Source organism: Vibrio sp. KUL80, assembly GCF_059725495.1.
Map to the genome: position 1 here is coordinate 3,289,775 of NZ_AP045841.1, position 18,349 is coordinate 3,308,123.

12 protein-coding genes are annotated in these 18,349 nt (G+C 48.4%); 8 read left to right on the top strand and 4 right to left on the bottom strand.

The features are described from left to right. Positions 1-264 precede the first annotated feature (264 nt). From aspA to AC6I8U_RS15315, 4 genes are all read left to right on the top strand, one after another. Entirely contained in the window at positions 265-1,716 is a 1,452-nt protein-coding gene (gene aspA, locus AC6I8U_RS15300) for an aspartate ammonia-lyase (protein WP_394154021.1), read from the top strand. A 136-nt stretch (positions 1,717-1,852) separates the two neighbouring features. Next, positions 1,853-3,163 carry an anaerobic C4-dicarboxylate transporter gene (locus tag AC6I8U_RS15305; protein ID WP_234494695.1) on the top strand — a complete coding sequence of 437 codons (1,311 nt, stop codon included), beginning with the start codon at positions 1,853-1,855 and terminating at the stop codon, positions 3,161-3,163. A gap of 138 nt (positions 3,164-3,301) precedes the next feature. Further along, positions 3,302-5,134, top strand: coding sequence for a protein-disulfide reductase DsbD (locus AC6I8U_RS15310; RefSeq protein ID WP_498017290.1), 1,833 nt, complete (start codon positions 3,302-3,304; stop codon positions 5,132-5,134). A 145-nt stretch (positions 5,135-5,279) separates the two neighbouring features. Continuing rightward, positions 5,280-5,909 (top strand): response regulator transcription factor, encoded by a 630-nt coding sequence (locus AC6I8U_RS15315; RefSeq protein WP_128648817.1) that lies wholly within the window; start codon positions 5,280-5,282, stop codon positions 5,907-5,909. On the opposite strand, the gene AC6I8U_RS15320 is transcribed toward AC6I8U_RS15315, so the two are convergent. Then, on the bottom strand, positions 5,906-7,651 hold the full coding sequence (locus tag AC6I8U_RS15320) for a potassium/proton antiporter (RefSeq protein WP_446569862.1): 1,746 nt from the start codon (positions 7,649-7,651) through the stop codon (positions 5,906-5,908). The two genes, AC6I8U_RS15315 and AC6I8U_RS15320, sit on opposite strands and share 4 nt — an antisense overlap. Before the next feature lie 337 nt (positions 7,652-7,988). Here AC6I8U_RS15320 and AC6I8U_RS15325 point away from each other — a divergent pair, with 337 nt between their 5' ends. Both AC6I8U_RS15325 and AC6I8U_RS15330 read left to right on the top strand, forming a co-directional pair. Beyond that, a complete protein-coding gene (locus AC6I8U_RS15325; protein ID WP_042478618.1) occupies positions 7,989-8,255 on the top strand; it encodes a DUF4212 domain-containing protein in 267 nt (88 codons plus the stop codon). Positions 8,256-8,267: 12 nt separating this feature from the next. Beyond that, the gene (locus tag AC6I8U_RS15330; RefSeq protein WP_234494700.1) at positions 8,268-9,971 is read left to right on the top strand and encodes a sodium:solute symporter family protein; all 1,704 of its coding nucleotides are present in this window, start codon (positions 8,268-8,270) and stop codon (positions 9,969-9,971) included. Between the two features lie 85 nt (positions 9,972-10,056). On the opposite strand, the gene AC6I8U_RS15335 is transcribed toward AC6I8U_RS15330, so the two are convergent. The 3 genes from AC6I8U_RS15335 to AC6I8U_RS15345 all read right to left on the bottom strand — a co-directional run bounded on the left by AC6I8U_RS15335 (position 10,057) and on the right by AC6I8U_RS15345 (position 15,564). Then, positions 10,057-10,395, bottom strand: coding sequence for a DUF3316 domain-containing protein (locus AC6I8U_RS15335; protein ID WP_234494701.1), 339 nt, complete (start codon positions 10,393-10,395; stop codon positions 10,057-10,059). A 482-nt stretch (positions 10,396-10,877) separates the two neighbouring features. Next, positions 10,878-14,306: a hybrid sensor histidine kinase/response regulator gene (locus AC6I8U_RS15340; RefSeq protein ID WP_498017291.1), complete on the bottom strand. Its 3,429-nt coding sequence runs from the start codon at positions 14,304-14,306 to the stop codon at positions 10,878-10,880. A gap of 70 nt (positions 14,307-14,376) precedes the next feature. Continuing rightward, positions 14,377-15,564 (bottom strand): 3-phenylpropionate MFS transporter, encoded by a 1,188-nt coding sequence (locus AC6I8U_RS15345; RefSeq protein WP_498017292.1) that lies wholly within the window; start codon positions 15,562-15,564, stop codon positions 14,377-14,379. A 217-nt stretch (positions 15,565-15,781) separates the two neighbouring features. On the opposite strand from AC6I8U_RS15345, the gene AC6I8U_RS15350 reads away from it, so the two are divergent. Both AC6I8U_RS15350 and AC6I8U_RS15355 read left to right on the top strand, forming a co-directional pair. After that, positions 15,782-17,602: a DUF294 nucleotidyltransferase-like domain-containing protein gene (locus AC6I8U_RS15350; RefSeq protein ID WP_498017293.1), complete on the top strand. Its 1,821-nt coding sequence runs from the start codon at positions 15,782-15,784 to the stop codon at positions 17,600-17,602. A 13-nt stretch (positions 17,603-17,615) separates the two neighbouring features. Further along, entirely contained in the window at positions 17,616-18,242 is a 627-nt protein-coding gene (locus tag AC6I8U_RS15355) for a 3'-5' exonuclease (protein WP_042478645.1), read from the top strand. Positions 18,243-18,349: the final 107 nt, after the last annotated feature.

Genomic DNA, 18,349 nt, shown 5'->3' on the forward strand with positions numbered 1-18,349 from the left:
ATTAGTTTTTCAAACTATAAATAACCTCAGTAATTCCATTAATTTTTTTGAGGGAAATCGCATCTCACGATGACTTTGATAACTTGTGCAATAATTCGGTGAAAAAGGTGATCTGGCTACTATTTTTATGTGCCACTTTGAGTAATATGTACCCCATAAGTCAGGACGTAATAACTAGCCAATTATTCTGGCGAATGGATTCTTAAAACAGATTTGGCAAATAAACTGTAAATAACGCAGAACTATTCTCTAAGGATCCAAAATATGGCGACAACTACCCTTGAGCACAATGTTGCTTCTCAAGCCACTCGTATTGAAGAAGATCTATTAGGTCAACGTCATGTCCCGGCCGATGCTTACTACGGCATCCACACGCTTCGCGCTATCGAAAACTTTAATATCTCAAATGTGACCATTTCTGATGTGCCCGACTTTGTTCGTGGTATGGTCATGACCAAGAAAGCCGCGGCGTTAGCAAACAAAGAGTTAGGTGTAATCCCTAAAGATATCGCACAATTTATCATCCAAGCCTGTGACGTTATTTTGGAAACAGGCAAGTGCATGGATCAATTCCCTTCAGATGTGTTCCAAGGCGGCGCGGGTACGTCGGTTAACATGAACACCAATGAAGTCATTGCCAACGTGGCACTAGAACTGATGGGCAAAGAGAAAGGCCAGTATGAGTTCATCAACCCAAATGACCACGTTAACAAGAGCCAATCAACAAACTGTGCTTACCCGACGGGTTTCCGTATCGCGGTTTACAACAGCGTACAAAAGCTTATCGATGCCATTGAATATCTAAAAGGCGCGTTTGAAGCGAAGAGCCAAGAGTTCTCTACTGTTCTAAAAATGGGTCGTACTCAGCTGCAAGATGCGGTACCTATGACCGTTGGCCAAGAGTTCCACGCTTGGGCAGTGACGCTAAACGAAGAAATTCGTGCACTCGAATACACATCAAAACTACTGCTAGAAGTGAACATCGGTGCGACGGCTATCGGCACGGGTCTAAACGCAGCGCATGGCTACCAAGAACTTGCGGTTAAACACCTATCTGAAGTGACGGGTCTTGAGTGTGTGCCAGCCGAAGACCTTATCGAAGCGACGTCTGACTGTGGCGCGTATGTAATGACTCACGGTGCACTTAAGCGCCTTGCGGTGAAACTGTCTAAGATCTGTAACGACCTGCGTCTGCTTTCTTCTGGTCCACGTGCGGGGCTTAACGAGCTTAACCTCCCTGAGCTGCAAGCGGGCTCGTCAATCATGCCAGCGAAAGTGAATCCAGTGGTTCCTGAGGTCGTCAACCAGGTGTGCTTTAAGGTGCTAGGTAACGACAATACGGTCTCGTTTGCCGCTGAGGGTGGTCAGCTTCAGCTTAACGTTATGGAGCCAGTGATTGCGCAAAGCATGTTCGAGTCACTGGATATTCTTAAAAACGCCTGTATCAACCTAAGAGACAAGTGCATCGATGGCATCACCGTCAACAAAGAGGTGTGTGAAAGCTACGTGTACAACTCTATCGGTATCGTGACTTACCTAAACCCATACATTGGCCACCACGAGGGTGATATCGTTGGTAAGATCTGTGCTGAAACAGGTAAGAGCGTCAAAGAAGTGGTACTTGAGCGTGGGCTTCTATCAGAAGAAGAATTAGATGACATTTTCTCTGTAGACAATCTGATGAAACCTCAGTATAAAGCCAAGCGCTACGAGTAATGACATTCAAAGGCTTCCCTTTTAAGGGAAGCCTTTTTAGTAACTTATTCTCATTTATCGAAATTATACCCCTTATACATTTTACTAGGTCCCCCTGTGACACTCAGGACAGGGACAAACGCAAAAAGGATTGATTATGGTTGCTATAGAGCTTGCCGTCGTACTGCTGTTTATTTATTTAGGCGCACGTATTGGCGGTATCGGCATTGGTTTAGCCGGCGGTGCTGGTGTAATTGCCCTATCACTGGTACTCGGCGTACCAACCAGTCAAGCCTACATCCCTGTTGATGTAATCTTGATCATCATGTCAGTGATCACCGCGATTGCGGCAATGCAAGTTGCTGGCGGTATGGACTGGTTAGTACAAATTGCTGAAGATTTCCTTCGTAAACATCCAGAAAGAATTACCTTTTACGCACCCATCGTGACTTTCTTGATGACCCTGATGGCAGGTACCGGTCATACCGCGTTCTCTACCCTACCCGTTATTGCCGAAGTTGCGAAAGGTCAAGGCGTGCGCCCTTCTCGTCCGCTTTCTATCGCCGTCGTTGCCTCGCAAATCGCGATCACTGCATCCCCTATTTCAGCAGCCGTCGTGGCGTTTGCTGCGATGCTAGCACCAATGGGCGTTGACTACCTAACACTGCTCGCGGTGTGCATTCCTACCACATTCATTGCTTGTATGGTCGGTGCATTTGTTGCCAACTTTATGGGTAGCGAACTAAAAGACGACCCAGTCTATCAAGAACGTCTAGCGCAAGGTCTGATCAAGCTAAGCGACGCAAAAGAGCGTAACATCCTGCCGACAGCGAAAACAGCGACGTACATTTTCCTCGCGGCTATCGGTTTTGTTGTGTGCTACGCCGCGGCTATCTCAGGCTCAATCGGCCTTATCGAAGATCCTGCTCTGGGTCGAAACGAAGCCATCATGACCGTCATGCTTGCTGCGGCAGCAGCGATTACCCTGGTCACTAAGATTGATGCATCGAAAATCCCGTCAGCGGCGACATTCCGCTCTGGTATGACCGCGTGTGTTTGTGTGCTTGGTGTGGCATGGCTAGGCTCGACGTTTGTTAACGCTCACGTAGACGGTATTAAAGAGCTTGCTGGTGCGTTACTCGAAGATTACCCATGGATGCTTGCTATGGTGCTATTCTTCGCGTCAATGCTGCTTTACTCGCAAGGTGCAACGACGGTTGCGCTTATGCCAGCGGCTTTAGCTATCGGTGTTGCGCCGCTAACCGCAGTGGCCTCTTTTGCTGCAGTAAGTGCCCTGTTTGTATTGCCAACCTACCCAACCCTGCTGGCTGCGGTTGAAATGGATGACACAGGTTCAACGCGAATCGGTAACTATGTATTCAACCACCCATTCTTCATTCCGGGTGTAACGACTATTGCTACGGCAGTGGCGCTTGGATTCGCGTTTGGCGGTCTATTGATCGGCTAAACTCAGTTGCAACTCGCAATATCATTAAAGAGCGGCTTTTAAGCTGCTCTTTTTTTATCTCAGATGAAACATTTGACGCTATCTTCCTGTCTTAACTTCATATAACCTCAATATATTGTTTTGGCTTGGTTGCGTTTTATGACTCGGATATTCACACATCTATTACTGCTCTCTCTATTTACCGTCTCTCTACCAAGCTGGGCGTTGTTTGGTGACAGTAGTTCAAACTCCGCTTTTGCACCGAGCTCACCGAACACGTTCGTGCCGGTAGATGAAGCCTTTCCGATGAACGCCTACCAACAAGGCGATCGTGTATTCATCGATTGGCAAGTAAAACAAGACTACTACCTCTATCAGCAGCGCCTATCGTTCAGTGGCGAAAACGTCACATTGGGTGATATCACGATGGAAGATGGCGAGCCCTATAATGATGAGTTTTTCGGCGACGTAAACATCTATACTCAACCGCTGTTCGTGGAAGTACCGCTAACTGCATATCAAGATGGCGCGAGATTGATTGTTCAATACCAAGGCTGTGCGAAAGCGGGGTTTTGCTATCCGCCTGAGACTCGCATCATCGATATCACACCATTTAGCTTTGATGCCGCTCAAGAGATACAAACGACATCACAATCTATTGCGCCTGCACCTAAAAACTCCAACGCTCAGCCGAAACAAAGTACCCCTGAATCGGGTTCAGCCGCCCCATCTAATGGCGACCTAACCGATAAACTGGCACAGAACTGGTGGACACCTGCGTTATTCTTGTTGCTTGGTATCGGACTGGCGTTTACACCTTGTGTGCTCCCAATGTACCCGATTTTGACCAGCATCGTGCTTGGCGGTGGTAAACGCAGTCACAAACAGGCGCTTGTTCTTTCATTGGTGTACGTACAGGGTATGGCGCTCACATATACCTTACTAGGGCTGGTGGTTGCGTCTGCGGGTATGCAGTTTCAAGCAGCGATGCAGCACCCTTATGTGTTGATCGGGTTGAGTGCACTCTTTGTTGCGCTGTCGCTCTCTATGTTTGGCCTGTATACGCTTCAGCTACCAAGCGGGGTGCAGACTTGGCTCAATAATCTCAGCAATAAGCAACAGGGCGGTAACTTGTTCGGTGTCTTTGCCATGGGCGCGATATCAGGGTTAGTGTGCTCACCTTGCACCACGGCGCCGCTATCGGGAGCACTGCTTTACGTCGCGCAAAGTGGTGATTTGTTGACGGGCGGTATTGCTCTGTATGCGCTTGCGTTGGGTATGGGCATTCCGCTTATCGCAGCGGCGGTGTTTGGTAATAAATTGCTACCGAAAGCGGGTAACTGGATGGAGCGTGTCAAAGTGTTGTTTGGCTTTGTTCTGCTCGCTGCCCCGATTTTCCTGCTTGAGCGCTTACTACCCGAATTTTGGAGCAGTGTACTGTGGTCTGGACTCGGGATTGCTGCCTTTAGCTGGCTCTACCATCAGAAGAACGCGTTGCCTTTTGGAGGCTGGAAACAGAGCTGCGTGGGTATTATTGCCATATTAGGCTTGTTTGCTTCAGCGCAGCCACTGCTCAATCACTGGCTTGGCAATCCTAGCGGTGCTGAAGCTTCAAAGGTCTCGATTAGCTTTGTTCAAATCAACAACACGACCGAGCTACAAGCAGAATTGGACAAAGCGAAACTGGCGGGTAAGCCAGTGATGTTAGATTTTTATGCGGACTGGTGTGTTGCCTGCAAAGAGTTTGAGAAATACACCTTCCACGCTCCTAATGTTGAGCCTGTGTTGAGTGATTTTGTCCTGCTGCAAGCAGATGTGACTCGTAATCAGCCACAGGATATAGAGCTACTTAAGTCAATGGACGTGTTAGGTCTACCCACTATTGAGTTTTGGGATGCACAAGGTAACCCCATTCCTCATGCTCGCTTAACCGGTTTTGTTGGTGCCGATGATTTTCTGCAGCACCTCACTCAACATGCGCTCATCCAATAGTGAGCAGGTCGATTTGTGAAGCGGTTGTTTACAGAGTCATAGCTAAAAAGTCGATTCTGCTCAGAGTTTTGTATTGATTTAATTGTCCAAACATCAGACTGAATCAATAATAGCATTAACACTTTCGCAAAATAATTGAGACACTATGGAACCGAGCTATACCATCATTATCGCCGATGACCATCCACTGTTTAGAAATGCACTATTTCAGTCTGTCCATATGGCGATAAGTGGCGCGAACTTGCTGGAAGCTGACTCGCTGGAGTCGTTACTCAGCTTGCTCGAGAAAAGCGAAGAGCCTGATCTTATTTTGTTGGACCTCAAGATGCCGGGGGCCAACGGCATGTCTGGACTGATTCACCTACGTGCCGACTATCCTGATATTCCTATCGTCGTCATTTCTGCCAGCGAAGAGCCCAGCATTGTCTCACAGGTCAAAATGCACGGTGCCTTTGGGTTTATTCCAAAATCAAGCGATATGCGCGCTTTGATCAGTGCGCTAAACCAAGTGCTCGAAGGCGAACCCTACTTCCCTGCAGAGCTTCTTGTCGACAGCAACGAAAGTAATGATCTTGCAGAGAAAATTGCCACCCTCACTCCACAACAATACAAAGTACTGGGCATGCTGTCAGACGGTCTCCTTAACAAGCAGATTGCGTACGATCTCAATGTCTCAGAAGCGACTATCAAAGCGCACATGACGGCGATTTTCCGCAAATTAGGGGTTAAAAACCGCACTCAAGCGGTGATCTTGCTGCAAGAGTTCCACAATTAGTGGCCCTCTTGTGCCTCTTCAGATTTCGGTAGACATAGGCCCAACTTCACCACCTCGTGATCGTCAATGTCTGCCACAACCCAAGTGATATCGTGCCACTCAAAGCTATCACCTAAAACTGGATACATTCCAAGCTCCTGGTCAACTAGCTCTTTCAGCGACATCTTGCCATTTTCCTCTGTATCCAACTCGATACCATAGTACTCGCTAACGTTAGCCACCGATTGAGTCACATCTAAGAAGAAATCACCGAAGAAACGGACCGCTTCTTCCGACTCTGGCGCCTCACTAAACAGCGCACTCAAGCTATCTAGGTCTTGGTCTTGACCTAACACACACAGAGTGTCATACGCTTCCAACACAGTACTACCCGATGGGTGAAGCAGTTTGTCATCTCTAAATAGCGCAGTAATTCGCGTACCTTCTGGCATCGACAATTTTCTTAGAGGTTCACCCACACACCACTTTTCTGGTTTAAGCTTGTAGACAAACATCTCCCATTCACTGGCAGGGAAGATCTCAACCCCAGTGCGATAAACAGGTGTAGGTTTGGGAGGAAGTGTGACTTGAGCCAACCCTGCCACCTTCATCAAACTGCCGCCCTGTACAATCAAGGAAACCATAACTACGAAGAAGGCGATATTAAAATAGAGCTGTGCATTCTCAAGCCCTGCCATCATAGGGAATACCGCTAAGATAATAGGAACGGCACCGCGAAGACCCACCCACGAGACGAACCAACGCTCTTTGGTGGTAAACGCCCTAAAGGGCAATAGACCTATCCAAACCGATAATGGGCGCGCAAAAAGAATCATGCCAAAGGCGAGTATTAACGCTGGTAGCGCAATTTCCATCAGCGTAGATGGCGTTACTAGCAAGCCAAGAACTAAGAACATCACAATTTGGCTGAGCCATGTCATACCGTCTAATACATTGAGAATGGCGTGGCGACCACGAGTTGGTCGGTTACCTATAAACAAACCCACAAGGTAGATAGATAAAATTCCACTGCCCCCTAACATGCCAGAGAAGGCAAACAGAGCGACACCACCACTTAATACCAAGATCGAGTACAGACCATCGGCTAACTGGACACGATTAACCAAGCTCCATAACAACCAACCACCAGCAAACCCAACTACCGTTCCAACTCCAAACTGCATCAAGAAACTCTTGAGCAGGAAACTCGCCCCCATATCAGCATTGGGGTTACCAAGCACAGCAATCAGGGTTACGGTTAAAAAGACCGCCATTGGGTCGTTGGTACCTGACTCTATCTCAAGTGTTGAGCCGACACGTTCATTGAGGCTTTGGCCTTTTAGCAATGAAAACACCGCTGCCGCGTCGGTAGAGCCGACAATTGCCCCCACCAAAATGCCTTGCATTAAGGTTAAGTCGAACAACCAAGCCGCCATCAGTCCAGTAAGGGTCGCAGTGAGCGCCACACCTACGGTGGCTAATGAAAGTGAGGGCCAAAATGCAACTTTAAAGCTGGCGACTTTGGTGCGCATTCCCCCATCAAGAAGAATGACCGCAAGGGCGAGGTTACTCACAAGGTAGGTTAACGAGTAGTCATCAAAAGCGATGCCACCTGGGCCGTCTTCGCCAGCTAGCATGCCAACAAAGAGGAAAATAACGAGAATAGGAACGCCGATTCGGGAAGAAACTTGTGAAAACAGAACACTCAAAGCAATGAGTACCGCCCCCGTTAAAAACAGTTGATTAATGGTGACTGCGTCCAATTCTTTCCCCCTGTACAAAACCGTATGTTGCGCAACTAAAACTATACCAAACAATTTCCTGTATGAGTGGGTTTGATGGTATTCAATCGCCTGTTTATCGGAAAATAGTTGTTAAATTTTAAGACTCTTATCTTAAAACCCATCCCAATCTTAGACCTTTGGCTAATTTAACATCAGATTAACATCACACTTTTCCACCCAAACCACTTTAAGCGCCTGTATCTATGGAGCTTTCTTGTTTTCTACAGTCGACTAAAGTTGCACTGAGTTCTTGCCTTCACCCTGCTACCTTATAAAGCGTAACAATACGTTAACACACACGATAAAGGAGAAGGCCATGGCGTTCGAATCATCAGAACAAGCTCAAGCCTATTGGAAGGAAAATCTAGGAATCATGGGTTCGCTACTCGCAATCTGGTTCCTTGTGTCTTACGGTGCAGGCATCCTATTTGTTGACGCACTTAATGCAATCCAGTTTGGTGGTTTCAAACTCGGCTTCTGGTTTGCACAGCAAGGGTCAATCTACACCTTTGTTGCTCTGATCTTTGTTTATGTTGCTCGCATGAATGCGCTCGACAAGAAATACAACGTACAGGAAGACTAAGAGGCATTTAAAATGGATATTCAAACTTGGACGTTTATTCTTGTCGGCATTACCTTTGCGCTCTACATCGGCATCGCGATCTGGGCTCGTGCTGGCTCAACCAGTGAGTTCTATGTTGCAGGTGGTGGTGTTCACCCTGTGGCAAACGGCATGGCAACAGCGGCTGACTGGATGTCGGCAGCATCTTTCATTTCAATGGCAGGTATCATCTCATTCATCGGTTACGATGGTGCGGTATACCTTATGGGCTGGACTGGCGGTTACGTACTTCTTGCACTTTGCTTAGCCCCTTATCTACGTAAGTTCGGTAAGTTCACCGTGCCAGATTTCATTGGCGATCGTTACTACTCAAAAACAGCGCGTATGGTAGCGGTATTCTGTGCCATCTTCGTTTCCTTTACCTATGTAGCAGGTCAGATGCGTGGTGTAGGTGTTGTATTCTCACGCTTCCTAGAGGTAGACATCAACCTTGGTATCGTTATCGGTATGGCCATCGTATTCTTCTACGCAGTAATGGGTGGAATGAAAGGGATTACCTATACTCAGGTGGCTCAATATTGCGTACTGATCTTCGCTTTCTTGGTACCAGCGGTATTTACATCGCTAATGATGACAGGCTCGGTACTGCCACAGGTTGGTTTTGGTTCGACGCTGACAGGGTCAGAAACCTACTTGCTCGATAAACTCGATGGACTGACTGAGGAGCTCGGCTTTACCGCCTATACCGACGGCTCTAAGAGTATGGTTGACGTCTTCTTCATCTGTGCGGCGCTAATGGTGGGTACAGCTGGTCTACCACACGTTATTATTCGCTTTTTCACTGTACCTCGCGTAAAAGATGCACGTATTTCAGCAGGTTGGGCACTCGTCTTTATCTCGCTTCTTTACACAACTGCACCAGCAGTCGCAGCGTTCGCTCGCGTTAACATGATCGACACCATCAATGGTCCAGACATGAAAGGCGTACAAGCAGAAGAGGCACCAAGCTGGTATAAGAACTGGGAAAGCACAGGTCTTGTTGGTTGGGAAGATAAAAATGGCGATGGTCGTATGTTCTACTCAGGCGATGAGCGCAATGAGATGAAGATCAACCGCGATATCATCGTATTGGCTTCTCCAGAGCTTGCTCAACTCCCTAACTGGGTTGTTGCACTACTTGCAGCAGGTGGCTTGGCCGCAGCACTATCAACAGCAGCAGGTCTACTATTGGTTATCTCGACGGCGGTCTCTCATGACCTGCTCAAAAAAGGCTTTAAACCCGATATGACCGATAAGCAGGAGCTCATGTACGCTCGGATAGGCGCCGCCGCCGCGGTTATCGGTGCCGGTTACTTAGGCATCAACCCACCAGGCTTCGTGGCTCAGGTTGTTGCATTCGCCTTCGGTCTGGCAGCCGCATCCTTCTTCCCTGCTATTATCCTGGGTATCTTCTATAAGAAGATGAACAAAGAGGGTGCTATCGCAGGTATGCTTTCAGGTATCTTGTTTACTGCGGCTTACATCATCTACTTCAAGTTCATCAACCCTGCGGCAAGCACACCAGACAATTGGTTGTTTGGCATCAGCCCAGAAGGTATTGGTACGCTTGGTATGTGTCTAAACTTCACGGTATCCATTGTGGTTAACAAGTTTACGGCCGAAGTACCGAAAGATGTGCAAGATATGGTGGAATCGATTCGCTATCCGAAAGGCGCTGGCGCGGCTCACGACCACTAATCTACAAGCAAGAACCTTATCCACACGTAATAACAAAGGCCGCTGCAGATGCAGCGGCCTTTTTTCGTGCTAGCGAAATCAAATATTAGTCATAACGAGAGAAACGATACTCTACGTCAACAACGCCTTGGTACATGGTTGCACCGTTGTCACCAGGCATAGTGTTGTATGACACATCTTTGTCGTAGATTTCGATACTGTTGTGGTCAAGGCTTTTCAAAGGAGTGCGCAACACAAACGCCAACTCATGTGACGGCTTAGAAGAAAGCTGTTCCGAGATACGGTTCGCTTCTGCCATCGCTTCTGCCTTAGTTTCAAAGAACTCGGTGTGCACGCCACCGTTTCCGTATAAGTTGTCTGCATTTGCAAAGGCTAAAGCCGGAGCCATTGCAAGGATAGCTGCAAGTGGTAGTAGTTTTTTCATAATGACACCTCATCAAGTAGCACCGTTAAGTGCTCAACATTCGGTGAACGTACAACGACCTAACGCTCAACCAACTCCCTCTTTACTACGGAGGGATACCTAAAAAGTATTAAAAGAAAATCAAATTTAAATGATACTAGTAACAATTAGCATTTTGCTTTGGTATCACTTTTTGTTTTCATTTGATACTCATCTCTTACCCAATACGACCTGACACAGGTCACATTAATTTCAAAAAATTGCACTTTTTTTCAGCATTTTTCGAAAGAGTACTGATTTATAACGAATTAATTTCAGCGATGCGTTGACAGAAATCCCGCCAAGGCTGTGAGTGTTGCTATTCGTTAGTTGATGTCACAAAGAATAACTGGAACGACGTAAAGGGTCTGTCAAGCGAGGTAAAGGTCAGGTGATATTGAGTAAAGACATGGAAAGAACACTAACATCGAAATGACAAATGCTTTCCCATGCCTTATTGATCGCTAGGATTGATTGAGTATCGAACGCAGTTTAAGTGGCTTAACAGGTTTAGCAATAAAGGCAAAGCCATTGGATTTAATGCCCTCGAGCATAGACTCTGTTCTATCGGCACTAATGATGACGCCTTTAAACGAGTCACCCACGCGTAAACGAAATTGCTGCAGGACTTCTAATCCCGTTCGCCCATTGTCGAGTCGATAGTCAGATAAGATGACGTCAGGCTCCCAACCTTGATCCAAATGTTTAAGACTGCCCACTAGATCCAATGCTGTGCGGACGTCACACCCCCAACGCTCTAACAAGGTCTCCATTCCGACCAAAATATCAGGCTCATTATCAACGCACAGTACTTTAAGATGCTTAAGTCCAGCGTCACTCGATGCCGCGATTTTTTCTGCAACAGGCGCTACCTCGCTCGCCAAATCAAGCGTTATGGAGAACACGCTGCCGCGATCCGGCCACGAACGCATCGAGATTTGATGATTGAGCACTCTCGCAATGCCTCGAGAAATGGCGAGCCCCAACCCCAGCCCCCTATCCGCTCGAGCTTGGTCTACACGGGTAAACTCATTGAAAATCTCTTTCTGCTTATCTTCTGGAATCCCGATCCCATCATCCCAAACATCAATTCGTACTCGACCATTGATCCTTCTCGCCCCGAGAAGCACCTTGCCTTCTGGGTTGTAGCGAAACGCGTTAGTGAGAAAGTTCTGTAGCACGCGACGCAGTAACTTGGGGTCAGACTTGACGATAAGTGAGCTTGAAACGACTGAAAAATCAATATTCTGCCCTTTTGATATGGCACTGAACTCGGCTTTTAAGTTGTTGAATACTTCTGATAGCTGAAAGCCACGTACGTTGGTCTGTAGCTTGCCAGACTCCAATCTCGATATATCGAGCAAATCGCCGATCAACTCTTCTGCCGCGCCCAACGCACTCTCAATGTGACCGGAGAGTTTACGGGTTTCATCATCCTTACTCGCCTCAGAAAGGGAGGATGCGAACAGTCGCGCTGCATTGAGTGGCTGCATGAGGTCGTGACTCACCGCAGCCAAAAAGCGCATTTTAGACTGAGATTCAGATTCTGACTTTCGGGTAGCCAAGACTAAGCGCTGGTTAAGCTGTTCAAGCTCATGAGTTCTCTCAACCACTCGCTCTTCTAGACGTTCATTAGCATCTCGCAGCGCAGATTCGGCTTCTCGGAACACCGTAATATCGGTAAAGCTCATCACAAACCCTCCGCCTGGCATGGGGTTGCCTTGCACCTCAATGACACTGCCATCCGCTCTCACTCGCGACGAGGTATGTGGTGAGCCTTGTTCGAGATAATAAATACGCTTGCGCACATGTTCGTTTGGATCGCCAGGACCACATAGCCCTTGCTCAGCATTGTGACGAATCACGTCCGCAATGGGCCTACCAACTTGAATCAGCCCTGGAGGAAAGGTAAACAGCTCTAGATATCGCCGGTTCCATGCGACCAAGCGTAGTTGCTTATCAACAACCGCAATACCCTGCCCGATGTGCTCGATGGCGCCTTGTAATAACCCTCGGCTAAAGTGGTACAGCTCGGAGGCTTCATCAACAATCGTCGCGACTTCCTCGAGCTGCATGTTACGCCCTTGCAGCGCAGAGGTAAGAACCAGTTTCGCCGACGATGCACCAAAAACCCCAGCCAACACACGCTCGGTATGTCGAATCAGCTCTGCGGTCGCTTGCTGGTTCGGCAGGGGTTGGCTTTCTTGCTGCTTCCAGTACTGACGAAATGCACTGCGAACCCGCGTTCGCCCGACAAATCGGGAGGCCAGCATCTCTAGTTCTGCTACTGTGACTCGACTTTGGTAGAGACTCAGGTTTTCACTTTCAGGCAGAGGTGTACCGACAAAAGAGGCTGACTGTAAACGCTCAGTCAGGCTGGAACGCGTCGCAAGAGAGATGACGACAAAGCAGATGGCGTTTAACACCACACTTATCAACATCCCCCAATCCGAGCTCGCAATGCCCCAGGAAGAGAGCAGATCTGGTGGCGTAATCATCCATATCAAAAGGTTACTGCTCGCATCACCAGCTAAAAGACCGGTTTCACTCATCAGTGTGATAAGCCAAATGGCAAAACCAACAAACAGCCCGACATAGACCCCTTTACGGTTGCCAAGTCGCCAGTACATTCCGCCGATCAGAGCGGGGGCAAACTGGGTAATTGCCGAGAATGACAAGAAGCCAATTGCCGAGAGTGAGTGGATCGTATCGAGCGCCTGATAAAATAGCCAAGCACCGAACAACAGCAAACAGATCAAGGCTCGACGGATAACCAATAACAAGCCTGATAGATGGCGGTGCGAGCGATGAGCGAGCTTAATTCGACGCAAAAGTAGTGGCATCACAAGATCATTCGACATCATAATCGCCAGCGCGATCGTGGAGACAATCACCATGCCACTCGCAGCAGACGTGCCTCCCAAGTATGCTAGCAAGGCAATGTTATTGGCTTCAGCGAACTTGGGAATGCTAATGACAAACGTATCTGGCGATGTGCCCATCAGCAGCCCTTGCCCTACCCAAGCAATAGGAAGCACAAATAGCCCCATCAGCACCAAGTAAACTGGGAATAACCATCGAGCCGTATGCAGATCTTGGGCGCGCTCATTTTCAACCACCATAGTATGGAACTGCCTTGGCAGACAGACGATCGCCATCATGGTGAGTCCTGTGTGTATCAGCAAGGTTGGGACATTGGGGGATTGGTAGGTGCTTGACGCCAATTCGGCGAGATGAATATCTGGTCGGTCCCATGCAAGGTAAAGAATAAACACACCGACGACCAAGAACGCCACCAGCTTGACGATGGACTCAAACGCGACCGCCATCATCATACCGCGGTGATGCTCGGTATTATCGATGTGTCGAGTGCCAAACAGCATGGTAAAGATTGCCAAAGCGCCAACGACAAACCATGAGATGTGTTTATCTTGATACCCAAGCTCACTGGCAAGATCAGGGGCGACAACCTCGAGCCCCATGGTGATGCCGCGCAGTTGCAAGGCGATGTAAGGCAATATCCCTGCCACGGCTATCAAGGTCACAACGACGGCAAGCCCTTGAGACTTGCCGTATCGCGCGGCTATAAAGTCAGCGATGGAGGTGATGTGCTCGCGCTTGGCGATAAGAATAAGGCGGGCAATAACGCGCCAGCCTAATGTAAAGACGATGATTGGGGCTAAGTAGATGGGCAAGAATGCCCAAGGATTTGCGCTCGCTTGTCCGACCGTTCCGTAGAAAGTCCAGGATGTACAGTAAACAGCAATCGATAGACTGTAGACCCAAGGTCGCCAGTTGGAGAGCCATTTTTTCTGCCTATCGCCGTACCACGCTATTAGAAATAGTATGCCCAAATAGGCCAGTGACACGGGGACGACGATCCATCCTTGCATATGTGATATCCCTTTAAATTTGTTAACTATTATTTAAAGGGTTATCAGCATTTTTCTCAAATGTCGCCAATCAATTCTGTGGCTCAGGCTGAGGTTTTTCCGCGATATCTTGCGCGCCTTTTCGACTCGGCTCAACTTTGATAAACAGCGCCAGTAGCCCCATGACAGCCATACCCCAGAATACGTTGGCTCCCCAATTCTCGTAGCCCCAGCCGCTGACTGCCATCATCAGCGCAATAAACGCCCCCAACGGAATCGCATTGTAGAGCGCTTGCAGCGCCACCATCTTGTTCGGCTCAGACTTCTGGATATATTGGATCGCGGCAATATGAGCAATGGCAAAGGTCACGCCATGCAACAATTGAATCACAACCAGCGCTGCAACCGCAGTTGTCGATGCCGTCAGTCCCCAACGAACCATGACGCCCACAGAAGAAATGACAAACAAGGTGCGCAGTGACCAGCCAGCAAACCATTTCTTACTAAAGGCAAACAGCATGACTTCTGATACGACACCTAGACTCCAAAGATAACCGATCAAGCTTTCTGGATGCCCCGCCTCTTTCCAATAGATAGAACTAAAACTGTAGTAAGCGGCGTGGCTACCTTGGATAAGGGCTATCAATGCCAGAAAGCGAATCACTTCGGTATCTTTGAGCAGCGCACTCAACTTAGGTCTCACGGTATCTTCTTCGCTCTGCGAAACCGGCATAGTGGCTGGGTTTCTCATCACCAGAAGCATAGAAATCACGAAACCAGCGATTGCCGTATAGACGATCATGTTGGCGCCAAATTGAGAGGCTAAATAACCAACCACCGAAGAGCCTGCAATAAAGGCAACCGAGCCCCATAATCTAGTGCGACCATAATCGAGCATATTGCGGTTCGCATAGTGGTTCGCGGCGGCGTCCGATAGGGGAACAACAGGACCAAAGCTAAGGTTAAACAGCACAGTCACCAATGCCAGCATGGCAAAACTCGGACCCGCGGCGAGGTGCGCAGCAAGGAAAATCGTACAGGCTAACGTCGCCCAGCGAAGCGCAGGCAGCAGGCTCTCTGCTTTATGGATCCTAGGCGTGATGATCAGGTTGGCAACGCAGCGCGTCGCAAAGCCTAACCCCATCAATAGGCCCACATCCGCTGCCGACACCCCTTGGTCTTCAAACCAAAGTGCCCAAAACGGAAGATAAACACCGTAAGAAAAGAAGAAACCAAATAAGTACTGGGAGACCCAAGCAAAAGGGGTTGGCGTTATCATGCAAATTAACCTAACTACAGCAGAACGGACAGAACAGAGGAAACGGCGCCATTATGCTACGAGTCTGCGCTCATAAAAAGGGAATTAATGAGTGAACGAATTTTCCCTTATTTGCTTGGCACCTAAATCTCAGTTGCTCTACGACTAAAGTCGTCTGGAGCTTAGCCACGAATTTGCCAGACTATTGCCATGATGTGGGAAAATGGAGCTTACTGGTATGCCTGATAAATTTAATATGTCGTCCCCCCCTTTCGACAGACTCAGTGAGCCTCAACAGAATCAGCTCCGCTCCGCCTTAGACGTTGCTTACTATCGAGATAAAGACACCATTGTTAAAGCGGGAGCCGAAGCGGACCAGCTCTACATCATCATCAAGGGCTCAGTTGAAGAGCGCGATACTGAGCGCAAAGAGGTCTACGCCCACTATACCTACGATGACATGTTTGATGTACGTGCGCTTCTGAGTGGTGCGGTAAAACATGACTATGTGGCGCTCGAAGACACCCTAGTGTATCTGCTCCCCAAAGATGTCTTTGTCACCCTTTACCACAGCAATGGGCAGTTTGCGGCCTACTTTGATACCAGCTTGGCAACACGCCAACAACTTATTGAAGAAGCGCAGAAGCAACAAAATCTTGGTGAATTTATTCTGACTAAGGTCGATGAAGAGATCTACCATCCACCCTTAATCCTGCCAGCAAGCATGCCCATTACGGAGGTCACTCAAGCCCTATTAAATCAAGGTGTCGACGCGGCTTTGATTGAGCTCGATGAGAGTGACCCAAGACTTGCCGCGCACACATCCCGTTATGGTATTGTCACTCGAACCAATATGTTGCATGCCGTAGTGCTCGAACAGCTCGCTGCCAATACCGCTATTGGCGACATCGCCACTTACCCGGTTCACCAAGTCGAAAAACATGAGTTCCTCTTTAACGCCATGGTCACCATGACGCGTCAAAGAGTAAAACGTCTAATGGTCTGCGAAGGAAAAGAAGCAGTTGGGATGCTGGACATGACCCAGATACTGAGCGCGTTTTCTACCCACTCTCATGTGCTATCTCTTAGCATCGCGCGGGCAAATAGCATTGATGAGCTCGCCCTAGCCTCCAATCGCCAGCAGCAATTGGTCGACAGTCTCGTGACCAACGGCATCCGAACTCGCTTCATGATGGAACTGGTTTCCGCAGTGAATGAACAGATCATTGAGCGCGCCTTTGAGCTTGTTGTCCCGCCAGCCATGCATAATCACTGCTGTTTAATCGTGATGGGGTCTGAAGGTCGAGGCGAGCAGATCCTGAAAACCGACCAAGATAATGCGCTGATATTAGAGCAAGGATTAGAGTGGCCGAATCAGCAAGGCGTCCTTAATGAACTCAACCATACTCTTGCCCGGCTCGGCTACCCACTTTGCCCCGGCAACGTCATGGTTAGCAACCCTCACTGGGTCCGGACAACAACTGAATGGCAGCAACATATCGAAAAGCTTGTCGCCAATGCAAACAGTGAAAGTGTCATGGAAATCGCCATCCTTGCCGACGCTCGGGCTGTTGCAGGGAACCTCGAACTACTTGCGCCTGTAAAACAGCACTTGCAGCAGCAAATGGAAGGACAAGAGCTGATTTTGACCGAGTTCACTCGCCCAGCGCTGAACTTTGCGGTACCCCTGACCCTGTTTGGTAATGTAAAAAGCTCCAAGCAAGGGGTAGATCTAAAACAAGGGGGGATCTTCCCTATTGTTCACGGCGTTCGAGCGCTAAGCATGGAATACGCCATCGATGCCACTAACACCTTTGATCGCATCGACCAGTTGGTGACTAAACGAGTATTAGAGCAAGAAACCGCAGAGAACCTAGCGGAGGCACTGAAGCATTTTTTCAAGCTCAGATTACAACAACAGCTGTCGCATCACGATATGAGTAATGCCATTCAATTAGACGCGCTTGAACGCCCTGAACGCGACCTGTTACGTCATGGGCTGCACGTGGTGAAAAAGTTTAAGCAGTGGCTTGGCTACCACTACCAGATTCGTCATTGATAGTGATCTTGCTATGAATATTCTGACCAAAGCCTACTGGCGCTATCAAACCAAAGGGAGTGATTATCAAAGCCTCTTCACTCGCCCAGTGCCAAATGAGTTTGTTTCACTCGATTGTGAAACCACCAGCCTCGATCCGAATGTGGCGGACATTGTGACCATTGCCGCCACAAAGATTATTGATAACCGCATTATCACCAGCGCTCCGTTTGAGGTCAGACTCTCTGCGCCAAAGTCTTTGGATGAAGACTCTATCAAGATCCACCATATCAGACACGACGACCTCAAGCATGGCATCAGTGAAAAGCAAGCTATTCAAGCGCTGATAAAATTCATCGGTAACCGGCCACTGGTGGGCTACCACATTCGTTATGACAAAAAGATCCTCGACCGTGCCTGCAAAAAGCACCTCGGCTTTCCCCTGCCTAATGCCTTGATTGAAGTGAGCCAAATCTATAACGACCAGCTGCTTAAAATGCTGCCCAATGGCTACTTTGATCTGAGTCTTGAAGCCATCTGTCGCCATTTACAAATACCCAATTACCACAAACACGATGCGCTCGAAGATGCCAAAGCGGCAGCGATGGTTTACCTAAAGCTGACTCGTGGTTCACTGCCACCGTTTCGACCTCAGAGCTAGTTTCACCCGAACTGCGACCCACATCTCATTACCAACCTTCGTTAACCCACTAATTTAGCTTAACTTTTCACCAATACGCCTAAAGTCTAATTGCTCATTGCCTCGAA

Bases quoted from the DNA above. Each gene is read 5' to 3' on its own strand.
- AC6I8U_RS15355 (WP_042478645.1), top strand. From the start codon at position 17,616: ATGAATATTCTGACCAAAGCCTACTGGCGCTATCAAACCAAAGGGAGT.
- AC6I8U_RS15350 (WP_498017293.1), top strand. From the start codon at position 15,782: ATGCCTGATAAATTTAATATGTCGTCCCCCCCTTTCGACAGACTCAGT.
- AC6I8U_RS15345 (WP_498017292.1), bottom strand. From the start codon at position 15,564: ATGATAACGCCAACCCCTTTTGCTTGGGTCTCCCAGTACTTATTTGGT.
- AC6I8U_RS15325 (WP_042478618.1), top strand. From the start codon at position 7,989: ATGGCGTTCGAATCATCAGAACAAGCTCAAGCCTATTGGAAGGAAAAT.
- AC6I8U_RS15315 (WP_128648817.1), top strand. From the start codon at position 5,280: ATGGAACCGAGCTATACCATCATTATCGCCGATGACCATCCACTGTTT.
- AC6I8U_RS15335 (WP_234494701.1), bottom strand. From the start codon at position 10,395: ATGAAAAAACTACTACCACTTGCAGCTATCCTTGCAATGGCTCCGGCT.
- AC6I8U_RS15340 (WP_498017291.1), bottom strand. From the start codon at position 14,306: ATGCAAGGATGGATCGTCGTCCCCGTGTCACTGGCCTATTTGGGCATA.
- AC6I8U_RS15330 (WP_234494700.1), top strand. From the start codon at position 8,268: ATGGATATTCAAACTTGGACGTTTATTCTTGTCGGCATTACCTTTGCG.
- AC6I8U_RS15310 (WP_498017290.1), top strand. From the start codon at position 3,302: ATGACTCGGATATTCACACATCTATTACTGCTCTCTCTATTTACCGTC.
- AC6I8U_RS15305 (WP_234494695.1), top strand. From the start codon at position 1,853: ATGGTTGCTATAGAGCTTGCCGTCGTACTGCTGTTTATTTATTTAGGC.
- aspA (WP_394154021.1), top strand. From the start codon at position 265: ATGGCGACAACTACCCTTGAGCACAATGTTGCTTCTCAAGCCACTCGT.